Annotated in this window: 13 protein-coding genes, 2 tRNA genes and 1 pseudogene; 11 read left to right on the top strand and 5 right to left on the bottom strand. The window is 67.2% G+C overall.

All coding sequences use genetic code 11. The features are described 5' to 3' along the window. The first annotated feature begins 24 nt into the window (after positions 1–24). From folD to tadA, 4 genes are all read left to right on the top strand, one after another. Positions 25–897: a bifunctional methylenetetrahydrofolate dehydrogenase/methenyltetrahydrofolate cyclohydrolase FolD gene (gene folD / locus ABD970_RS08900; RefSeq protein ID WP_345295130.1), complete on the top strand. Its 873-nt coding sequence runs from the start codon at positions 25–27 to the stop codon at positions 895–897. A gap of 187 nt (positions 898–1,084) precedes the next feature. Continuing rightward, entirely contained in the window at positions 1,085–2,542 is a 1,458-nt protein-coding gene (gene guaB, locus ABD970_RS08895; protein ID WP_345295129.1) for an IMP dehydrogenase, read from the top strand. Positions 2,543–2,688: 146 nt separating this feature from the next. After that, positions 2,689–4,269, top strand: coding sequence for a glutamine-hydrolyzing GMP synthase (guaA, locus tag ABD970_RS08890; RefSeq protein WP_345295128.1), 1,581 nt, complete (start codon positions 2,689–2,691; stop codon positions 4,267–4,269). A 120-nt stretch (positions 4,270–4,389) separates the two neighbouring features. Further along, complete coding sequence (tadA, locus tag ABD970_RS08885) at positions 4,390–4,890, top strand: tRNA adenosine(34) deaminase TadA (protein ID WP_345295127.1); 501 nt, start codon at positions 4,390–4,392, stop codon at positions 4,888–4,890. Positions 4,891–4,899: 9 nt separating this feature from the next. Here tadA and ABD970_RS08880 read toward each other — a convergent pair whose 3' ends face one another. Continuing rightward, positions 4,900–5,379: a DUF2721 domain-containing protein gene (locus tag ABD970_RS08880; protein ID WP_345295126.1), complete on the bottom strand. Its 480-nt coding sequence runs from the start codon at positions 5,377–5,379 to the stop codon at positions 4,900–4,902. 67 nt (positions 5,380–5,446) lie between these two features. Between ABD970_RS08880 and orn the strand changes: the two genes are divergently transcribed. Continuing rightward, positions 5,447–6,025, top strand: coding sequence for an oligoribonuclease (orn, locus tag ABD970_RS08875; protein ID WP_345295125.1), 579 nt, complete (start codon positions 5,447–5,449; stop codon positions 6,023–6,025). 27 nt (positions 6,026–6,052) lie between these two features. Here the strand turns inward: orn and ABD970_RS08870 are convergent, their stop codons facing one another. After that, positions 6,053–6,928, bottom strand: a complete 876-nt coding sequence (locus ABD970_RS08870; protein WP_345295124.1) for a mechanosensitive ion channel family protein — start codon at positions 6,926–6,928, stop codon at positions 6,053–6,055. 93 nt (positions 6,929–7,021) lie between these two features. Beyond that, a complete protein-coding gene (gene ppsA, locus ABD970_RS08865; RefSeq protein WP_345295123.1) occupies positions 7,022–9,412 on the bottom strand; it encodes a phosphoenolpyruvate synthase in 2,391 nt (796 codons plus the stop codon). A gap of 137 nt (positions 9,413–9,549) precedes the next feature. On the opposite strand from ppsA, the gene ppsR reads away from it, so the two are divergent. From ppsR to ABD970_RS08850, 3 genes and pseudogenes are all read left to right on the top strand, one after another. Continuing rightward, positions 9,550–10,371, top strand: a complete 822-nt coding sequence (gene ppsR, locus ABD970_RS08860) for a posphoenolpyruvate synthetase regulatory kinase/phosphorylase PpsR (protein WP_345295122.1) — start codon at positions 9,550–9,552, stop codon at positions 10,369–10,371. 183 nt (positions 10,372–10,554) lie between these two features. Further along, positions 10,555–11,046, top strand: a pseudogene (locus tag ABD970_RS08855) (DUF1249 domain-containing protein); the annotation flags it as partial. 109 nt (positions 11,047–11,155) lie between these two features. Beyond that, a complete protein-coding gene (locus ABD970_RS08850; RefSeq protein WP_345295121.1) occupies positions 11,156–11,347 on the top strand; it encodes a hypothetical protein in 192 nt (63 codons plus the stop codon). A 137-nt stretch (positions 11,348–11,484) separates the two neighbouring features. Here the strand turns inward: ABD970_RS08850 and ABD970_RS08845 are convergent. Further along, a tRNA-Glu gene (locus tag ABD970_RS08845) sits at positions 11,485–11,560 on the bottom strand. Between the two features lie 54 nt (positions 11,561–11,614). Then, positions 11,615–11,690: transfer RNA gene (locus ABD970_RS08840), tRNA-Ala, on the bottom strand. A 156-nt stretch (positions 11,691–11,846) separates the two neighbouring features. Here ABD970_RS08840 and ABD970_RS08835 point away from each other — a divergent pair. The 3 genes from ABD970_RS08835 to ABD970_RS08825 all read left to right on the top strand — a co-directional run bounded on the left by ABD970_RS08835 (position 11,847) and on the right by ABD970_RS08825 (position 15,505). Next, on the top strand, positions 11,847–12,287 hold the full coding sequence (locus tag ABD970_RS08835; RefSeq protein WP_345295120.1) for a CopL family metal-binding regulatory protein: 441 nt from the start codon (positions 11,847–11,849) through the stop codon (positions 12,285–12,287). Positions 12,288–12,413: 126 nt separating this feature from the next. Next, a complete protein-coding gene (locus ABD970_RS08830) occupies positions 12,414–14,300 on the top strand; it encodes a copper resistance system multicopper oxidase (protein WP_345295119.1) in 1,887 nt (628 codons plus the stop codon). Continuing rightward, positions 14,297–15,505, top strand: coding sequence for a copper resistance protein B (locus ABD970_RS08825; protein ID WP_345295118.1), 1,209 nt, complete (start codon positions 14,297–14,299; stop codon positions 15,503–15,505). Before ABD970_RS08830 ends, ABD970_RS08825 begins: the two co-directional genes overlap by 4 nt. Positions 15,506–15,507 lie beyond the last annotated feature (2 nt).

Below are 15,507 nucleotides of genomic sequence, written 5' to 3'. Positions count from 1 at the left end.
TCGCCGCACGCAGCGCCAGCACGCATGACCGAAACGCCCCACCAGGCCCGCATCCTCGACGGCCGCCGGATCGCCGACAGCCTGCTCGACACGCTGAAAGCCCGCGTCGATGCTCGGGTCGCCGGGGGCGGCTCGCGACCCGGGCTGGCGGTGGTGCTGGTCGGCGGCGACCCCGCGTCGCAGTCCTACGTGCGCAACAAGCGCCGCGCGGCGGAGAAAGTCGGCATACGGGCCCTGGACTTCGACCTGCCCGAAGGCACGACAGAAACCGAATTGCTGGCGCTGATCGACAGGCTCAACGCCGATCCCGCCGTGCACGGAATCCTGGTGCAATTGCCCTTGCCGGGGATCCCCGATGCGACCCGGCTGATCCATCGCATCGATCCGGACAAGGACGTCGATGGCTTCCACCCCGAGAACGTCGGCCATCTCGCGCTCAGGCAGTTCGGACTGCGCCCCTGCACCCCGCGCGGCATCACCACCCTCCTGGCGTGGACGGATCGCCCGGTGCGCGGGCAGAGCGCCACGATCGTCGGGGTGTCGAACCATGTCGGGCGGCCAATGGCGCTTGAGCTCCTCATTGCCGGGTGCACGGTGACCAGCTGCCACAAGTTCACGCCACCCGCGGTACTGAAACGGCATGTCGGGGAGGCGGACATCCTCGTGGTGGCCGTCGGACGTCCGGGCGTCGTACCCGGCGAGTGGGTCAAGCCGGGCGCCGTGGTCATCGACGTGGGTATCAATCGCCTGGATGACGGGCGACTGGTCGGGGACGTCGGGTTCGAGGCGGCAATGCGGCGCGCCAGCTGGATCACGCCGGTCCCGGGCGGCGTGGGGCCGATGACCGTGGCAACCCTGATGCAGAACACCTTCGAGGCCGCCGAGAGCCGCGGCTGAGGAAGTTGCGGGGCGGCGGGGGAGCCGAAGCCTGCGGGCCTCACGCATCGCACCCGGCAGACCCGTCCGGCCCGCGGGCAGGTCCGGTGCCACAGCAGCCACTCGCACGTCCGGAGATAGCCGGGGCCGCCATGCCCGGGCAAGGCATGGCGGTATAATGGCGCGCTTCATCCCAACCGGCCCGCCCATGCTGCGCATCCAGGCTGAAGCGCTCACCTACGACGATGTTTCCCTCGTCCCCGCGCACTCGCGCGTGCTGCCCAAGGACGTCTCGCTCGCCACCCGGCTGACCCGTGGGTTACGCCTGAACCTGCCGATCGTGTCCGCGGCCATGGATACCGTCACCGAGGCCCGCCTGGCAGTGGCCATGGCCCAGCTGGGCGGCATCGGCATCCTGCACAAGAACCTGTCGCCCGAGCGCCAGGCCGAAGAGGTCGCCAAGGTCAAGACCTTCGAGGCCGGCGTGATCAAGTCGCCCTTCACCGTGGGCCCGGAAACGACCATCGGCGAAGTGCTCAAGCTGACCCGCGCACGCAACATCTCCGGCGTCCCCGTCGTCGACGGCGGCCAGCTCGTCGGCATCGTCACCGGCCGTGACATGCGTTTCGAGAAGAAGCTCGACGATCCGGTCCGCCACATCATGACCAAGAAGGACCGGCTGGTGACGGTGCGCGAGGGCGCCTCGCACGACGAGGTCCTGCAACTGCTGCACAAGCACCGCATCGAGAAGGTGCTGGTGGTCAACGACGAATTCGCGTTGCGCGGCCTGATCACGGTCAAGGACATCCAGAAGGCCAGCGACAACCCCAACTCGGCCAAGGACTCTGCCGAACGCCTGCTGGTCGGCGCGGCGGTTGGCGTGGGTGGCGATACCGAGCAGCGCATCGAGGCGCTGGTCGAGGCCGGCGTCGACGTGATCATCGTCGACACCGCCCACGGGCACGCGCAGGGCGTGCTCGACCGCGTGCGCTGGGCCAAGCAGCGGTTCCCGGAACTGCAGGTGGTCGGCGGCAACATCGTCACCGGTGACGCCGCGCTGGCACTGGAAGACGCCGGTGCGGACGCGGTCAAGGTGGGCGTCGGGCCGGGTTCGATCTGCACCACGCGCGTGGTCGCCGGCGTGGGCGTGCCGCAGGTCACCGCGATCGACATGGTCGCGGAAGCATTGGAAGACCGGATCCCGCTGATCGCCGATGGTGGCGTGCGCTATTCCGGCGACATCGGCAAGGCGCTGGCGGCCGGAGCCTCGACGGTCATGATCGGCGGCTTGTTCGCCGGCACCGAGGAGTCGCCGGGCGAGACGGAACTGTTCCAGGGCCGCAGCTACAAGAGCTACCGCGGCATGGGCAGCCTGGGCGCGATGGAGAAGGGCAGCAAGGACCGTTATTTCCAGGACGCCTCGGAGACCGACAAGCTGGTGCCCGAAGGCATCGAAGGGCGTGTTCCGTACCGTGGCCCGCTCAGCGGCGTGGTCCATCAGCTGGCCGGCGGCTTGCGCGCGACCATGGGTTACGTCGGCTGCGCGACGGTCGAGGACATGCGCAAACGGCCGTCCTTCGTCCGCATCACCGGCGCCGGCCAGCACGAGAGCCACGTGCACGACGTGCAGATCACCAAGGAGCCGCCCAACTACCGGGCCAGCTGACGCTGGCGCAATGGGGTTCGATGCAGCTCGCGCGCCGAGGCCGGGATTGCCGATGGTGCCGATCCGCATGAAGCCACGGGTTCCCTGCACGGCATCGTCCTCGGCCTCCAAGAAAGCAATTTCCGCCTCACCGACAACGGCCTTCCATGGACCTCCATAGCGACAAGATCCTGATCCTCGACTTCGGCGCGCAGTACACGCAGCTGATCGCTCGCCGCATCCGCGAGATCGGGGTCTATTGCGAGATCTGGGCCTGGGACCACGATCCGGCCGAGATCGTGAAGTTCGGGGCGAAAGGCATCATCCTGTCGGGCGGCCCTGAGTCGACCACGCTGCATGGCGCGCCAAGCGCGCCGCAGGAGGCGTTCGACAGCGGCCTGCCGATCCTCGGGATCTGCTACGGCATGCAGACCATGGCCAAGCAGCTCGGTGGGGAGACGGAATCGGCCGACGCGCGGGAGTACGGCCATGCCGAAGTCGCCGTGGTCGCCGAGGACAGCCTCCTGCACGGCATGACGGACCACGACGACGGCCCGCCCCGGCTCGACGTCTGGATGAGCCATGGCGACCACGTCTCGCGTGCGCCGACGGACTTCGTCGTCACCGCCACCACCGCCCGCGTGCCGGTCGCAGCCTTTGCGAACGACGACAAGCGCTGGTACGGCGTGCAGTTCCACCCGGAGGTCACGCACACCAGGTCGGGGCTGGCGATCCTGCAGCGCTTCGTGGTCGACATCTGCGGCTGCGAAACCCTGTGGACCGCCGCCAACATCATCGACGACCAGGTCGCGCGCGTGCGCGAGCAGGTCGGCGACGATGAAGTGCTGCTTGGGCTGTCCGGCGGCGTGGATTCCTCCGTGGTCGCCGCGTTGCTGCACAAGGCCATCGGCGACCAGCTCACCTGCGTGTTCGTCGACACCGGACTGCTGCGCTGGCAGGAGGGCGACCAGGTGATGGCGACCTTCGCCGACGCGTCCGATTCGCATGGCCTGGGCATCAAGGTCATTCGCGTCGACGCTCGCGACCGTTTCTTCAAGGCGCTCGAAGGCGTCGGAGACCCCGAGGCCAAGCGCAAGATCATCGGCAACCTGTTCATCGAGATCTTCGACGAGGAATCCGGCCGGTTGACCAACGCCAAGTGGCTGGCGCAGGGCACGATCTACCCGGACGTGGTCGAGTCCGCCGGGAGCAAGACCGGCAAGGCCCATGTCATCAAGAGCCACCACAACGTCGGCGGGCTGCCGGAGACGATGAAGCTTGGGCTGGTCGAGCCCTTGCGCGAGTTGTTCAAGGACGAGGTGCGGCGCCTGGGCGTGGAGCTGGGCCTGCCGCGCGAGATGGTCTACCGGCATCCGTTCCCCGGCCCTGGACTGGGCGTGCGCATCCTGGGTGAGGTCAAGCCGGAGTACGCGGAGCTGCTTGCCCGGGCCGATGCGATCTTCATCGAGGAGTTGCGCAGCGCCGGACTCTACGAAAAGACCAGCCAGGCCTTCGCCGTGTTCCTGCCGGTCAAGTCCGTGGGCGTGGTCGGCGACGCCCGCGCCTACGAATGGGTGATCGCGCTGCGTGCAGTCGAAACCATCGACTTCATGACGGCCCACTGGGCACACCTGCCGTACGATTTCCTCGGACGAGTCTCCAACCGAATAATCAATGAGTTGCGAGGCATTTCTCGTGTCGTGTATGACATCAGCGGCAAGCCGCCGGCGACGATCGAGTGGGAGTGACCCGCGTGATCCCCTTTCGTGGCGGACGCGACTCGGCATGACGGGCATCGAGGCAAGGGTTCCCCGGCCCGGTCGCGCAGATCCGGTACCGATGCCGGCTGGGCCAGGCGCGCGACGGCCATGGAAGTGAACTATCCCGAGTCGACTGGAACCGCAGAGGATTTGCGTTGGATGCGCCACGCCCTGGCCTTGGCCGAACGCGCCGAGCGGGAGGACGACGAGGTGCCGGTCGGGGCGGTCGTCGTGGATGCGGCCGGGTTGGTCGTCGGCGAAGGGTGGAACCGCAACATCGCCGAGCGGGACCCCAGTGCGCACGCCGAGATCGTGGCGATGCGCGCGGCGGGCAGGGCGTTGGGAAACCATCGCCTCCTTGATTGCACGCTTTACGTCACGCTGGAGCCCTGCGCCATGTGCGCCATGGCGATGGTGCATGCCCGGATCGGGCGCTTGGTCTACGGAGCCAGCGATCCGAAGACCGGGGCTGCCGGCAGCGTCTTCGACCTGTTGGCCGATCCACGCCACAACCATCGTGTCCAGGTGGCTGCCGGTGTCCTGGCCGAGGAGGCAGGGACCCGTCTGCGGCAGTACTTCAGGCGCAAGCGCGGCAGGACCGCACCCTAGCCGACTGGCTCACGTCCGCCCGGGCGTGTGCCTCGCGCGCCGGTGGGCCTCGTCCATCTCGTCGTTCACCGCGCGCACCGCCAGCGAGGACTCACGCGCCAGCAGGATGCTCGCGGCGAACATCGCCAGCACGCCCAGCACCGCGAGCACGATGGGCAGGCCGGCGAACCGGTAGCCGAGCAGGGCGTCGGCAGCGACCATGAGGCTGGTGGCGACGAAGAAACTGATGGCCACGTAGAGCAGCTGCCCGCCGCGCAGGATGATCATGCTGCGTCGGCGCTGCAGGGCGACCCGCCCCTCGATCAGCGCGATTTCCCCGGGGTCCTCGGTCTCGGCGAGCGCCTTGAGCAACACGCGGGCCCGGTCGATGACGCGCGCCAGGCGCGAGTTCGCCGACATGAGCAGCGAAGCGGTGGCGGTCAGGAAGAACGCCGGCGCCAGCATGGCGGTCAGGATGGCGTAATGGCTCAGGGTGGCATTGAGTGGCATGCGATCGTCCGCGGTTCGTGTCGGGTGCTGCGCTATGATGCGCCGTCTTCGACACGACAGCGAGCGCATGGCCAGGCGAACCGAGCACGAGGCAGGACGACTGATCTGGATCGACCTGGAGATGACCGGGCTCGATACCGACCAGGACTCCATCATTGAGATCGCCACGGTGGTGACCGATTCGGAGTTGAACGTGCTCGCCGAGGGTCCGGAGCTCGCGATCGCGCATCCGGTCCCGGTGCTCGAGGCCATGGACGACTGGAACCGCAACCAGCACCGGAATTCCGGGCTGTGGCGGCGGGTGCTGGAGGAGGGCGTGCCGATGGCGGAGGCCGAGGCGCGCACGCTGGCCTTCCTGCGCGAATGGGTCGGCGAGAAGCAGTCGCCGATGTGCGGCAATTCGATCTGCCAGGACCGGCGGTTCCTGCATCGCCGGATGCCGGCGCTGGAGCAGTACTTCCACTACCGGAACCTCGACGTGAGCACGCTCAAGGAGTTGGCGCGGCGGTGGGCACCGGAGGTGCTTGCCGGCGTTTGCAAGGAATCGGCGCACACGGCGCTCAGCGACGTGCGCGACTCGATCGACGAATTGCGCCACTACCGCGAGGCCATGGGGATGTTCGCCGTCAAGCCGGACGCTGGCTGACGCCAGCGCGGACAGGCGTATCCCCGCCTAGGATTCAGGCGACGGCAGGCTGCGAGCCGCACCCGGCGGGTCGGCGTCCGTGGCAGCGGCATGGTGGTGCAGGTGCACGTCGCGCTGCGGGTAGGGGATGCTGACGCCCTTGCGGTCCAGGGCCTTCTTGCTGTTCTCGGTCAGGTCGCACTTGGCATTGAAGTAGTCCGCATTCGCGACGTGGCAACGCAGGCCCAGGTTGACGCTGCTGTCCCCGAGTGCGTACACGAGCACGTCGGCGGGAGGGTCGGCGAGCACCCGCGGATCCGCGGAGACGACTTCCATCAGGGTTTCTCGCGCCAGGTCGATGTCGTCTTCGTAGCCGATGCCGATCACCAGCTCGATCCGGCGCATCGTGTCCGGGGTGAGGTTGATGATCGAATCGGTCGTGATCAGGCTGTTGGGAAGGATGATCAGCTTGTTGTCGGGGTGCCGGATCTTGGTCTGGAAGATGCTCACCGACTCGACCTTCCCGGTCTCGCCGGCGATGTTGACGACGTCGCCGACCTTGAACGGCTTCAGGCTGACGAGCATCACGCCGGAAGCGATGTTGGACAGGGAATCCTTCAAAGCCAGGCCGATGGCCAGGCCCGCGGCCCCGAGTACCGCGATCATGGACGTCATCGGCACGCCGAAGACTTGGAGCACGGCGAGCACCAGGACGACCAGCAGGATGACGTACGCGACCTTGCGCAGGAACATGACGGCGGTCGGCTCGACTTCGGCACGCGCCAGGGACTTCTCCGCCAGCCCGGCGATCCATTTCGCGATCCGCAGGCCGATCAGGAAGATCAGCAACCCGCCGAGGAATTTCAGGCCGTAGGAAACCGCGATCGCCTTCCACTCGCCGTCGAGGTTCGCTAGCCAGTCCATCAACATCCCTCCCGTCATCCGCAAGTGCGACGCCCCGCATCGCGGGGCGTCAAGCAGGGTGCCCAGCGTAGCGACGTTTCCGTTAGCGAAGCGTCATCCGTCCGACTTCGCCTTCGACTTCGCCAGCTTCAACCACGTGTCGACCACCGTGTCGGGGTTGAGCGACACCGATTCGATGCCTTGCTGCATCAGCCATTCGGCGAGGTCGGGATGGTCGCTGGGGCCTTGCCCGCAGATGCCGACGTACTTGCCCTTGGCCCGCGCTGCCTTGATCGCCATCGACAGCAACTTCTTCACCGCCGGGTCGCGCTCGTCGAAGAGGTGCGCGACGATGCTGGAATCCCGGTCGAGCCCCAACGTGAGCTGGGTCAGGTCGTTGGAGCCGATCGAGAAACCGTCGAAGATGTCCAGGAACTCGTCGGCGAGCAAGGCATTCGACGGCAGCTCGCACATCATGATGATCTTCAGGCCGTCCTTGCCTTGTTCCAGGCCATTGGCCTTCAGCACCTCGACCACCTTCCGGCCCTCGTCGAGGGTGCGGACGAACGGGATCATCACCCACAGGTTGTCCAGCCCCATCTCGTTGCGCACCTTGCGCACCGCGCGGCATTCCAGCGCGAACGCATCGGCGAACGACGGATCGACGTAGCGGCTGGCGCCACGGAAACCGATCATCGGGTTTTCCTCGTGCGGCTCGTAGCGGCTGCCCCCGATGAGGTTCGCGTACTCGTTCGACTTGAAGTCCGAAAGGCGGACGATGACGGGATTGGGCGCGACCGAGGCGGTCAGGGTGGCGATGCCTTCGGCAAGCCGGTCCACGTAGAAGCCGACCGGATCGGAGTACCCGGCGATGCGCTCGTCGATCCTCTGCTTCGTGTCCGCGTCCTGCTGCTCGTACTCGAGCAACGCCTTGGGATGCACGCCGATGTGCGCGGCGATGATCATTTCCAGGCGCGCGAGCCCGATGCCCGCGTTGGGCAGTTGGCCGAAATCGAAAGCGCGCTCCGGGTTGGCGACGTTCATCATGATCTTCAGCGGCGCCTCCGGCATTGCCGCAAGGTCCGTGGCGATGCGCTCGAAGGGCAAGGCTCCGCCGTAGATGAAACCGGTGTCGCCCTCGGCGCAGCTGACGGTGACCGTACTGCCGTTTTCGATCAGGTCGAGCGCGTTACCGGTGCCGACGACCGCGGGCACGCCCAGTTCCCGGGCGATGATCGCCGCGTGGCACGTGCGGCCACCGCGATTGGTCACGATCGCCGCGGCACGCTTCATCACCGGTTCCCAGTCGGGGTCGGTCATGTCGGCGACCAGCACGTCGCCGGCTTCGACCTTGGCCATGTCGGCGAGGGAACGCACCACCCGGGCCACGCCGCTGCCGATCTTCTGGCCAATGGCACGCCCTTCGGCGATGACTTCGCCCCGCTGCTGCAGGTGGAAACGCTCGATCTGCGTGGCCTTGGTGCGCGACTTCACCGTTTCCGGCCGCGCCTGCACGATGAACAGCTTGCCGCTGACCCCGTCCTTGGCCCACTCGATGTCCATCGGCCGGTCGTAATGGCGCTCGATGACCAGAGCCTGGCGCGCCAGTTCATGCACGTCGTCGTCGGACAGGGAGAATGTCCTGCACAGATCGGCAGGCGTGTCCTCGTTGCGCACGCGCTCACCGGGGACGTCGGAATACACCATCCGGATCTGCTTCGCGCCGAGCGACCGGCGCAGGATCGCCGGCTTTCCCTGCAGCAGGGTCGGCTTGTAGACGTAGAACTCGTCCGGGTTCACGGCGCCCTGGACCACGTTCTCGCCCAAGCCGAAGCTCGAGGTGATGAACACCACGTCGCGGAACCCGGATTCCGTGTCCAGGGTAAACAGCACCCCGGACGCGCCGCAATCCGAACGCACCATCAACTGCACGCCCGCGGACAGGAAAACGTCCTCGTGCTTGAAGCCCTGGTGGACGCGGTACGCGATGGCGCGGTCGTTGTAGAGGCTGGCGAAGACCTCCTTGACCTTCACCACCACGTCGTCGGCGCCGGTGACGTTGAGGAAAGTTTCCTGCTGGCCGGCGAAGGACGCATCCGGCAGGTCCTCCGCGGTCGCCGACGAACGCACGGCCACCGCGACCTCACCGCTACCTGCGCCTGCATTCTCCTCGCAGAGGCGGGTGTAGGCAGTGCGGATGTCGGCGTCGAGCTCCGGCTGCAGCGGCGCATCGATGACCCAGCCGCGGATCTCGGCGCCGGCCTCGGTCAGGGCTGCGACGTCCTCGACATCGAGCGCGGCAAGGCGATCGAAGATGCGCTGTTCCAGATCGTTGTGCGCCACGAACGCCTTGAAGGCGTCGGCGGTGGTCGCGAACCCCCCGGGCACCGAGACCCCCAGCTTGGCGAGGTTGCCGATCATCTCGCCCAGCGAGGAATTCTTGCCGCCGACCTGGGCAAGGTCGGCCAAACGCAGGTCGTGCAGCCACAGGATGTTCGCGCTCAAGACGGGCACTCCGGGAACGAAAGCAGGAAATCGGGGGGTGGTCGGCCGGGCAGGGCAGGCGTCGCCGGCCGAAGTTGGCTATTTTAGCAATCCCGGGCGCGTGCCGCGTTGCCCCCTTCCTATGGAACCCGATCCCCATGGCCCAGTCCCGGCCGATCTTCTATGTTTCCGACGGCACCGGCATCACCGCTGAAACCATCGGCCACAGCTTGCTGACCCAGTTTACCGGGACCGATTTCGCCACCGATCGCCTGCCATTCGTCGATTCGCCCGACCGGGCGCGCGCGGCTGCCGCCGAGATCCGAGCCTCGGGCGTCGCCCATGGCGTGAGGCCGATCGTCATCAACACCTGCGTCGACCCGGAGCTCAAGGGGCTGCTGGCGGAAAGCGGTGCCCTGATCCTCGACGTCTTCGAACCCTTCATCGCGCCGCTCGAGGCGGAGCTCGGTCAGCAGCGCGAGTCCCGCGTCGGGCAAGCCCACGGAATGGCAGATTTCGACACCTACCACCGTCGGATCAACGCCATGAACTACGCACTGACCCACGACGACGGCATTTCGATCAATTACGACGAGGCCGACGTCATCCTGGTCGCCGTCTCGCGTGCCGGCAAGACTCCGACCTGCGTCTACCTGGCGCTGCACTACGGGGTCAGGGCCGCCAACTACCCCTTGACCGAGGAGGACCTGGAGCACGACCGCCTGCCCGAGCGGCTGCGGGCGCACCGAGCCAAGCTGTTCGCGCTGACCATCGACCCGGTGCGACTGCACCAGATCCGCCAGGAGCGGCGCCCGGATTCGCGCTACGCCAAGCTCGAGACCTGCAAGCGCGAAGTGGCGGCCGCGGAGTCGCTGTTCCGGGCCGAGCGCATCCCGGTGCTGAGTACCACGCACACCTCGATCGAGGAGATCGCCAGCAAGGTGATGACTACCCTGGATATCCATCGCGACATGTTCTGATGCGGAAAGGCCCGCCTGCGGCGGGCCTTTCGGGATATCCGTTCCGCGCCGCATGCGGCTTGGCAGTCCTGCCGGTACCTGGCGTGGGGCGGTGCCGTTGCGAACGGGGAACCTGCAATCTAGGCGCGATTCCGCGATCCGTCAATGCTGCCGCACCCGGTTTGCAGCGTGTAGCATCAACGCATGCAAAAGGTCTCCGCACGCAATGCGTTACGACTCCCCAAGCTAAGCCGCTTCGGCTGGCTGATGGGGTTGTACGCGGAGAACCATGCGCGGCTGGCTCGCCTGTTCGCGCCGGGTCTATTGCAGCCGGGGCTTTACGTGTCGAGCATCGGCGACAACCTCGACGTCCACTTGCAGGTGCTCGCGCAGCACCCCTACACGGCCGAGATCCGGCTGACGTACGACGTGCGCGATCCCCAGACCGGGGAACCGGATCCGTCGGCCTTCCTGCGGCTCTACCGCGACGCCGGCCAGTTGGAAGCCACCCACTGCTACGTGGGCAGGCGCTGGCAGGACGTCATCGGAATGTACCCACCGCCGGCCGAGGTGCTGGACCATCGGATGCGGATGAACACGTTCCTGGGCAAGTGGCTCCAGTTCCTGGCTGAACGGGGGCACGGCGTGGCGACTCTGCTGCCCATCGACGCGGCTCCCGAGAGCCCTCCCTGGCCGGAAGCGGCAGGTCCCGGGGAGGGCAGCTCGGAGAAGACCCTTAGTGGGCTGGAGGCCGCGCCAATGCTAGGATCGGGGGGAAATCCCAGCCGCAGACAAAGGTGAATCCATGACCACCAAGCTCGACAAGGCACTCAAGCGCGAAATCCAGATCGGCGACAAGGCTTACACCCTGACCATCGATCCCGACGGCCTGAAGCTCGTCGAAAAGGGCCATCGCAAGGGAACCGAGGTCAGCTGGACCGAGATCGCCAATCGCGACTCCAGCCTGGCCGCGCCGACCCCCACCACGGGCTTCTAGGCGAAATCCGGACCGTTCATCGAAAAGCCCGCCGCGCGCGGGCTTTTTATTGCCTCCATTCCATGCCTCCGTGTCGCTCGGCTTGCGTTTTCGATCGACTGAAAGAAAAACGCCCGCTTGCGCGGGCGTATGGTGCATGGCGTCCCCAAGGGGATTCGAACCCCTGTTGCCGCCGTGAAAGGGCAGTGTCCTAGGCCTCTAGACGATGGGGACAGGTGATGAAGTGACGCCGAACTTGCGATTCCCGCCCGAACAAGGACCGGAATCTGGTGGAGCCAGGCGGGATCGAACCGCCGACCTCCTGCATGCCATGCAGGCGCTCTCCCAGCTGAGCTATGGCCCCACGGCCGGAAAGCGCGAAATTCTAACGACCGAACCCGCATCCTGCAAGCGTGGCACGCCCAGATGAGCGGGGCGGCTGGCTCCCGCATCCGTCCCGATCGACGGGGTCCACCGGATTGACCATGTGGTAACGGGCCTGATGTACCATTTCAGGGGCATGCGCCCTCCCGCAATCCTCCTGCATTTGTTGCTCCTGGTCGGCCTCGTCCTGAACGGGCCCGGCAACGCGTTCGCGTTCGTGCACGCTGGAATGGGCGCCACGGCCGGTGACTCCGCGCAACTGGAGACGCAGCCTGCCTGCCACGACGGGGGGAGTGCCCAGGCGCCAGTTCGGTCGATGCCGGCTGTCCATCATTCGATGTTCGCCGGCGGCGACGACCTTTCGGCGCGTGGCGGCGAGCATCCGCGCGACCTCGCCGGTTCGGACTGTTGCGACGCGGGCAGCTGCCGCTGCGCCTGCGTGCACGGTGCGGTGGCCGTCGTGGAGATGCCGGCCCGCGCCCCGTTCGCGGCGATCGTTGGCAGTGCCGTACGACCACTGGTTTCCGCGCACCCGGCACCGGTCCTGCCACACCTGATCCGACCTCCCATCGGCTAAGCGTCCCCGGCGCCTGCAGGCGCCCTTCGACCTGCGCTGCGCAGGGCTTCCGGCCCACGCCTGCCCAGGCACCGTGCGCCTTCCTGCGCACGCGCAATCGACGCTGATCCCATCCAGGAGTTCCCCATGTCATCCCATTCGTTCGGCCGTGTGCCCGGCGCACCGCTGCAACCGTCCCGGCGCCGTTTCGTCCAGGGCCTGGCCGCAGGCGGCGCGATCGCCGGCCTCGGCCTCTGGCCGCAGCGCGGCTTCGCGCAGCCCCAGCCATCGCTTGGCAACGGCAACGTCCTGTCGGGTACCGACTTCGACCTCGTCATCGGCGAGACCCCGGCCAACTTCACCGGCCGTACGCGGCCGGCCATCACCGTCAACGGGACGATCCCGGCGCCGATCCTGCGCTGGCGCGAGGGCACGACGGTGAACCTGCGCGTGTCCAATGCATTGCCCGCAGGTTCCATTCATGGCCACCAGACGTCGATCCACTGGCACGGCATCCTGTTGCCGGCCGACATGGACGGGGTGCCCGGCCTGAGCTTCGACGGCATCCACCGCGGGGAGGCCTACCAGTACCGCTTCGACGTGAAGCAGGGCGGCACCTACTGGTACCACAGCCATTCCGCTTTCCAGGAACAGGCCGGCCTGTACGGCGCGCTGGTGATCGATCCGATCGAACCGGAACCCTTCGCCTTCGACCGCGACTACGTCGTGTTGCTGACCGACTGGACCGACCTCGATCCGACCGACCTGTTCGCGCGCCTGAAGAAGATGTCGGATTACGACAATTACGCCAAGCGGACGGTGGGGGACTTCCTGCGCGATGTGAGCGACGACGGCCTGCGCGAGACCGTTCAGGACCGTTTGATGTGGGGCGAGATGCGGATGACGCCGACCGACCTGTCCGACGTCAACGCCAATACCTACACCTACCTGATGAACGGCACGACCGCACTGGGCAACTGGACGGGGCTGTTCCGCAGCGGCGAAAAGGTCCGGCTGCGCTTCATCAACGGCTCGGCGATGACCTATTTCGACGTCCGTATCCCCGGTTTGAAGATGACGGTGGTCGCGGCCGATGGGCAATACGTGCATCCGGTCAGCATCGACGAGTTCCGCATCGGCGTCGCCGAGACCTACGACGTCGTCGTCGAGCCCAGCGGCCAGGACGCCTACACCATCTTCGCGCAGGACACGGGCCGCACCGGCCACGTCAGCGGCACGCTCGCGGTGCGCGAGGGATTGCGCGCGCCGGTGCCTGACCTGGACCCGCGCCCGATCCTGACCATGGCAGACATGGGTCACGGCGGCATGGGGCATGGCGGCATGGACCACGACATGGGCGGGATGTCGGTCAACGGCAGCGGGCAGGCGAAGCCCGGTGCGAACCACGAGGGCCATGACATGCCGGGCATGGCGCACGCGGGCCACGACATGCCGGCGATGCCGGGTGCATCGATGGCCGGCATGGACCACGGCGCCGGGGGTATGCAGTCGCACCCGGCCAGCGAAGCCGGCAATCCACTGGTGGACATGCAGACCATGTCGCCGACGGCGAAGCTTGACGACCCCGGCATCGGCCTGCGCGGCAACGGCCGCAAGGTGCTGGCCTACGCCGACCTGAGGAGCACCTTCGCCGATCCAGATGGCCGCGAGCCCGGGCGCACCGTCGAACTGCACCTGACGGGACACATGGAAAAATTCGCCTGGTCGTTCGACGGGATCAAGTTCTCGGACGCCGAGCCGTTGCGCCTCAACTACGGCGAGCGACTGCGCATCGTCCTGGTCAACGACACGATGATGTCGCATCCGATCCACCTGCACGGCCTGTGGAGCGACCTCGAGGACGAGCAGGGCGCGTTCATGGTCCGCAAGCACACCGTGGACATGCCGCCGGGCACCAAGCGCAGCTACCGCGTGCGTGCCGACGCGCTGGGTCGCTGGGCCTACCACTGCCACATGCTGTACCACATGGAAGCCGGCATGTTCCGGGAAGTCCGCGTGGAGGAACGCGCATGAACCACGCCAGGAAGATCCAGCTGCATCCCGCGGCCCTGGCCAGCGTGATCGCGCTGGCGCTCGTGGCGTCGCCGGTCGCGGCACAACACGCGGGGCACGCCATGCCCAAGCCGGTAAAGCCCACCCAACCAGCGAAGCCGGCCCAGACAACGCCAGTGCCCAAAGCCAAGCCCAAGGCGGCGACGCCCGCGAAGGCGCCTCCCACGGCTGGTGCGCAGGCGGTCGACCACGCGGCGATGGGACACGAGGCGCCAAACCCGCCGCAGCCATCCGCATCCCAGGCAGTCGTGGATGCACACGGTCCCGGGGAGCAGGGGGCGCACATGGATCATTCCGGCATGGACCATGCGCAAATGGCAGAGGACCCCCCGGAGGAATCCGCAGTGGACCACGATGCAATGGACCATGTGCCCCTGGACCATTCCGCGATGGGCCACTCCGGCATGGATCATTCCGGCATGGACCACGGTGGGATGGCCGGCGCGCTTGCCTCGCCACGCGAGCCGATCCCGGTCGTCACGGATGCCGACCGCCGCGCGGCCTTCCCCGATGTCGCCGGGCACGCCGTGCATGACACCGCCGTGCATTCCTACTGGCTGCTGGACCGGCTCGAAGCCTGGGATGCGGACGAGGGCACCGGCCTGGCCTGGGAAGCCCAGGCCTGGATCGGCACAGACTTGAACCGGCTCTGGCTGCGCAGCGAGGGCGAGCGCGTGGGAGGGCATACGGAAGCCGCCGAACTGGAGGTTCTCTACGGTCGCAGCATCTCGCGCTGGTGGGACCTGGTCGCGGGCGGGCGCCACGATTTCAGGCCGGCCGACGCACAGAGTTACGCGGCGATCGGCGTGATGGGCCTGGCACCGCAGAAATTCGAGGTCGAGGCCACTGCGTACGTCGGCGAACGCGGCCAGACCGCGGCCAGGTTCGAGGTCGAGTACGAACTGTTGCTGACCAACCGACTGATCCTGCAGCCGCTGGTGGAAGTGGAGTTCCACGGCAAGGACGATCCGGCGCGCGGCATTGGTTCGGGCCTGGGCACGGTCGAGGCGGGCCTGCGGTTGCGCTACCACCTGCGCCGTGAGTTCGCCCCCTACATCGGCCTCGTCCGCGAGCGCGCTTTCGGCAAGACCGCGCGTTACCGGCGACTGGACGGGGAAGACATCGACGAAACCCGCTTCGTGGCGGGCCTGCGGATCTGGTTCTGACG

The organism is Luteimonas vadosa, assembly GCF_039543545.1.
Taxonomy (GTDB): domain Bacteria; phylum Pseudomonadota; class Gammaproteobacteria; order Xanthomonadales; family Xanthomonadaceae; genus Luteimonas; species Luteimonas vadosa.
The sequence above is the reverse complement of the archived record's forward strand: the minus strand, read 5'-3'. Positions and strand labels throughout refer to the sequence as shown.

Excerpts from the sequence above, each read along its gene's own strand:
- folD (WP_345295130.1), top strand. The coding sequence starts at position 25 with ATGACCGAAACGCCCCACCAGGCCCGCATCCTCGACGGCCGCCGGATC.
- guaB (WP_345295129.1), top strand. The coding sequence starts at position 1,085 with ATGCTGCGCATCCAGGCTGAAGCGCTCACCTACGACGATGTTTCCCTC.
- guaA (WP_345295128.1), top strand. The coding sequence starts at position 2,689 with ATGGACCTCCATAGCGACAAGATCCTGATCCTCGACTTCGGCGCGCAG.
- tadA (WP_345295127.1), top strand. The coding sequence starts at position 4,390 with ATGGAAGTGAACTATCCCGAGTCGACTGGAACCGCAGAGGATTTGCGT.
- ABD970_RS08880 (WP_345295126.1), bottom strand. The coding sequence starts at position 5,379 with ATGCCACTCAATGCCACCCTGAGCCATTACGCCATCCTGACCGCCATG.
- orn (WP_345295125.1), top strand. The coding sequence starts at position 5,447 with ATGGCCAGGCGAACCGAGCACGAGGCAGGACGACTGATCTGGATCGAC.
- ABD970_RS08870 (WP_345295124.1), bottom strand. The coding sequence starts at position 6,928 with ATGGACTGGCTAGCGAACCTCGACGGCGAGTGGAAGGCGATCGCGGTT.
- ppsR (WP_345295122.1), top strand. The coding sequence starts at position 9,550 with ATGGCCCAGTCCCGGCCGATCTTCTATGTTTCCGACGGCACCGGCATC.
- ABD970_RS08850 (WP_345295121.1), top strand. The coding sequence starts at position 11,156 with ATGACCACCAAGCTCGACAAGGCACTCAAGCGCGAAATCCAGATCGGC.
- ABD970_RS08835 (WP_345295120.1), top strand. The coding sequence starts at position 11,847 with ATGCGCCCTCCCGCAATCCTCCTGCATTTGTTGCTCCTGGTCGGCCTC.
- ABD970_RS08830 (WP_345295119.1), top strand. The coding sequence starts at position 12,414 with ATGTCATCCCATTCGTTCGGCCGTGTGCCCGGCGCACCGCTGCAACCG.
- ABD970_RS08825 (WP_345295118.1), top strand. The coding sequence starts at position 14,297 with ATGAACCACGCCAGGAAGATCCAGCTGCATCCCGCGGCCCTGGCCAGC.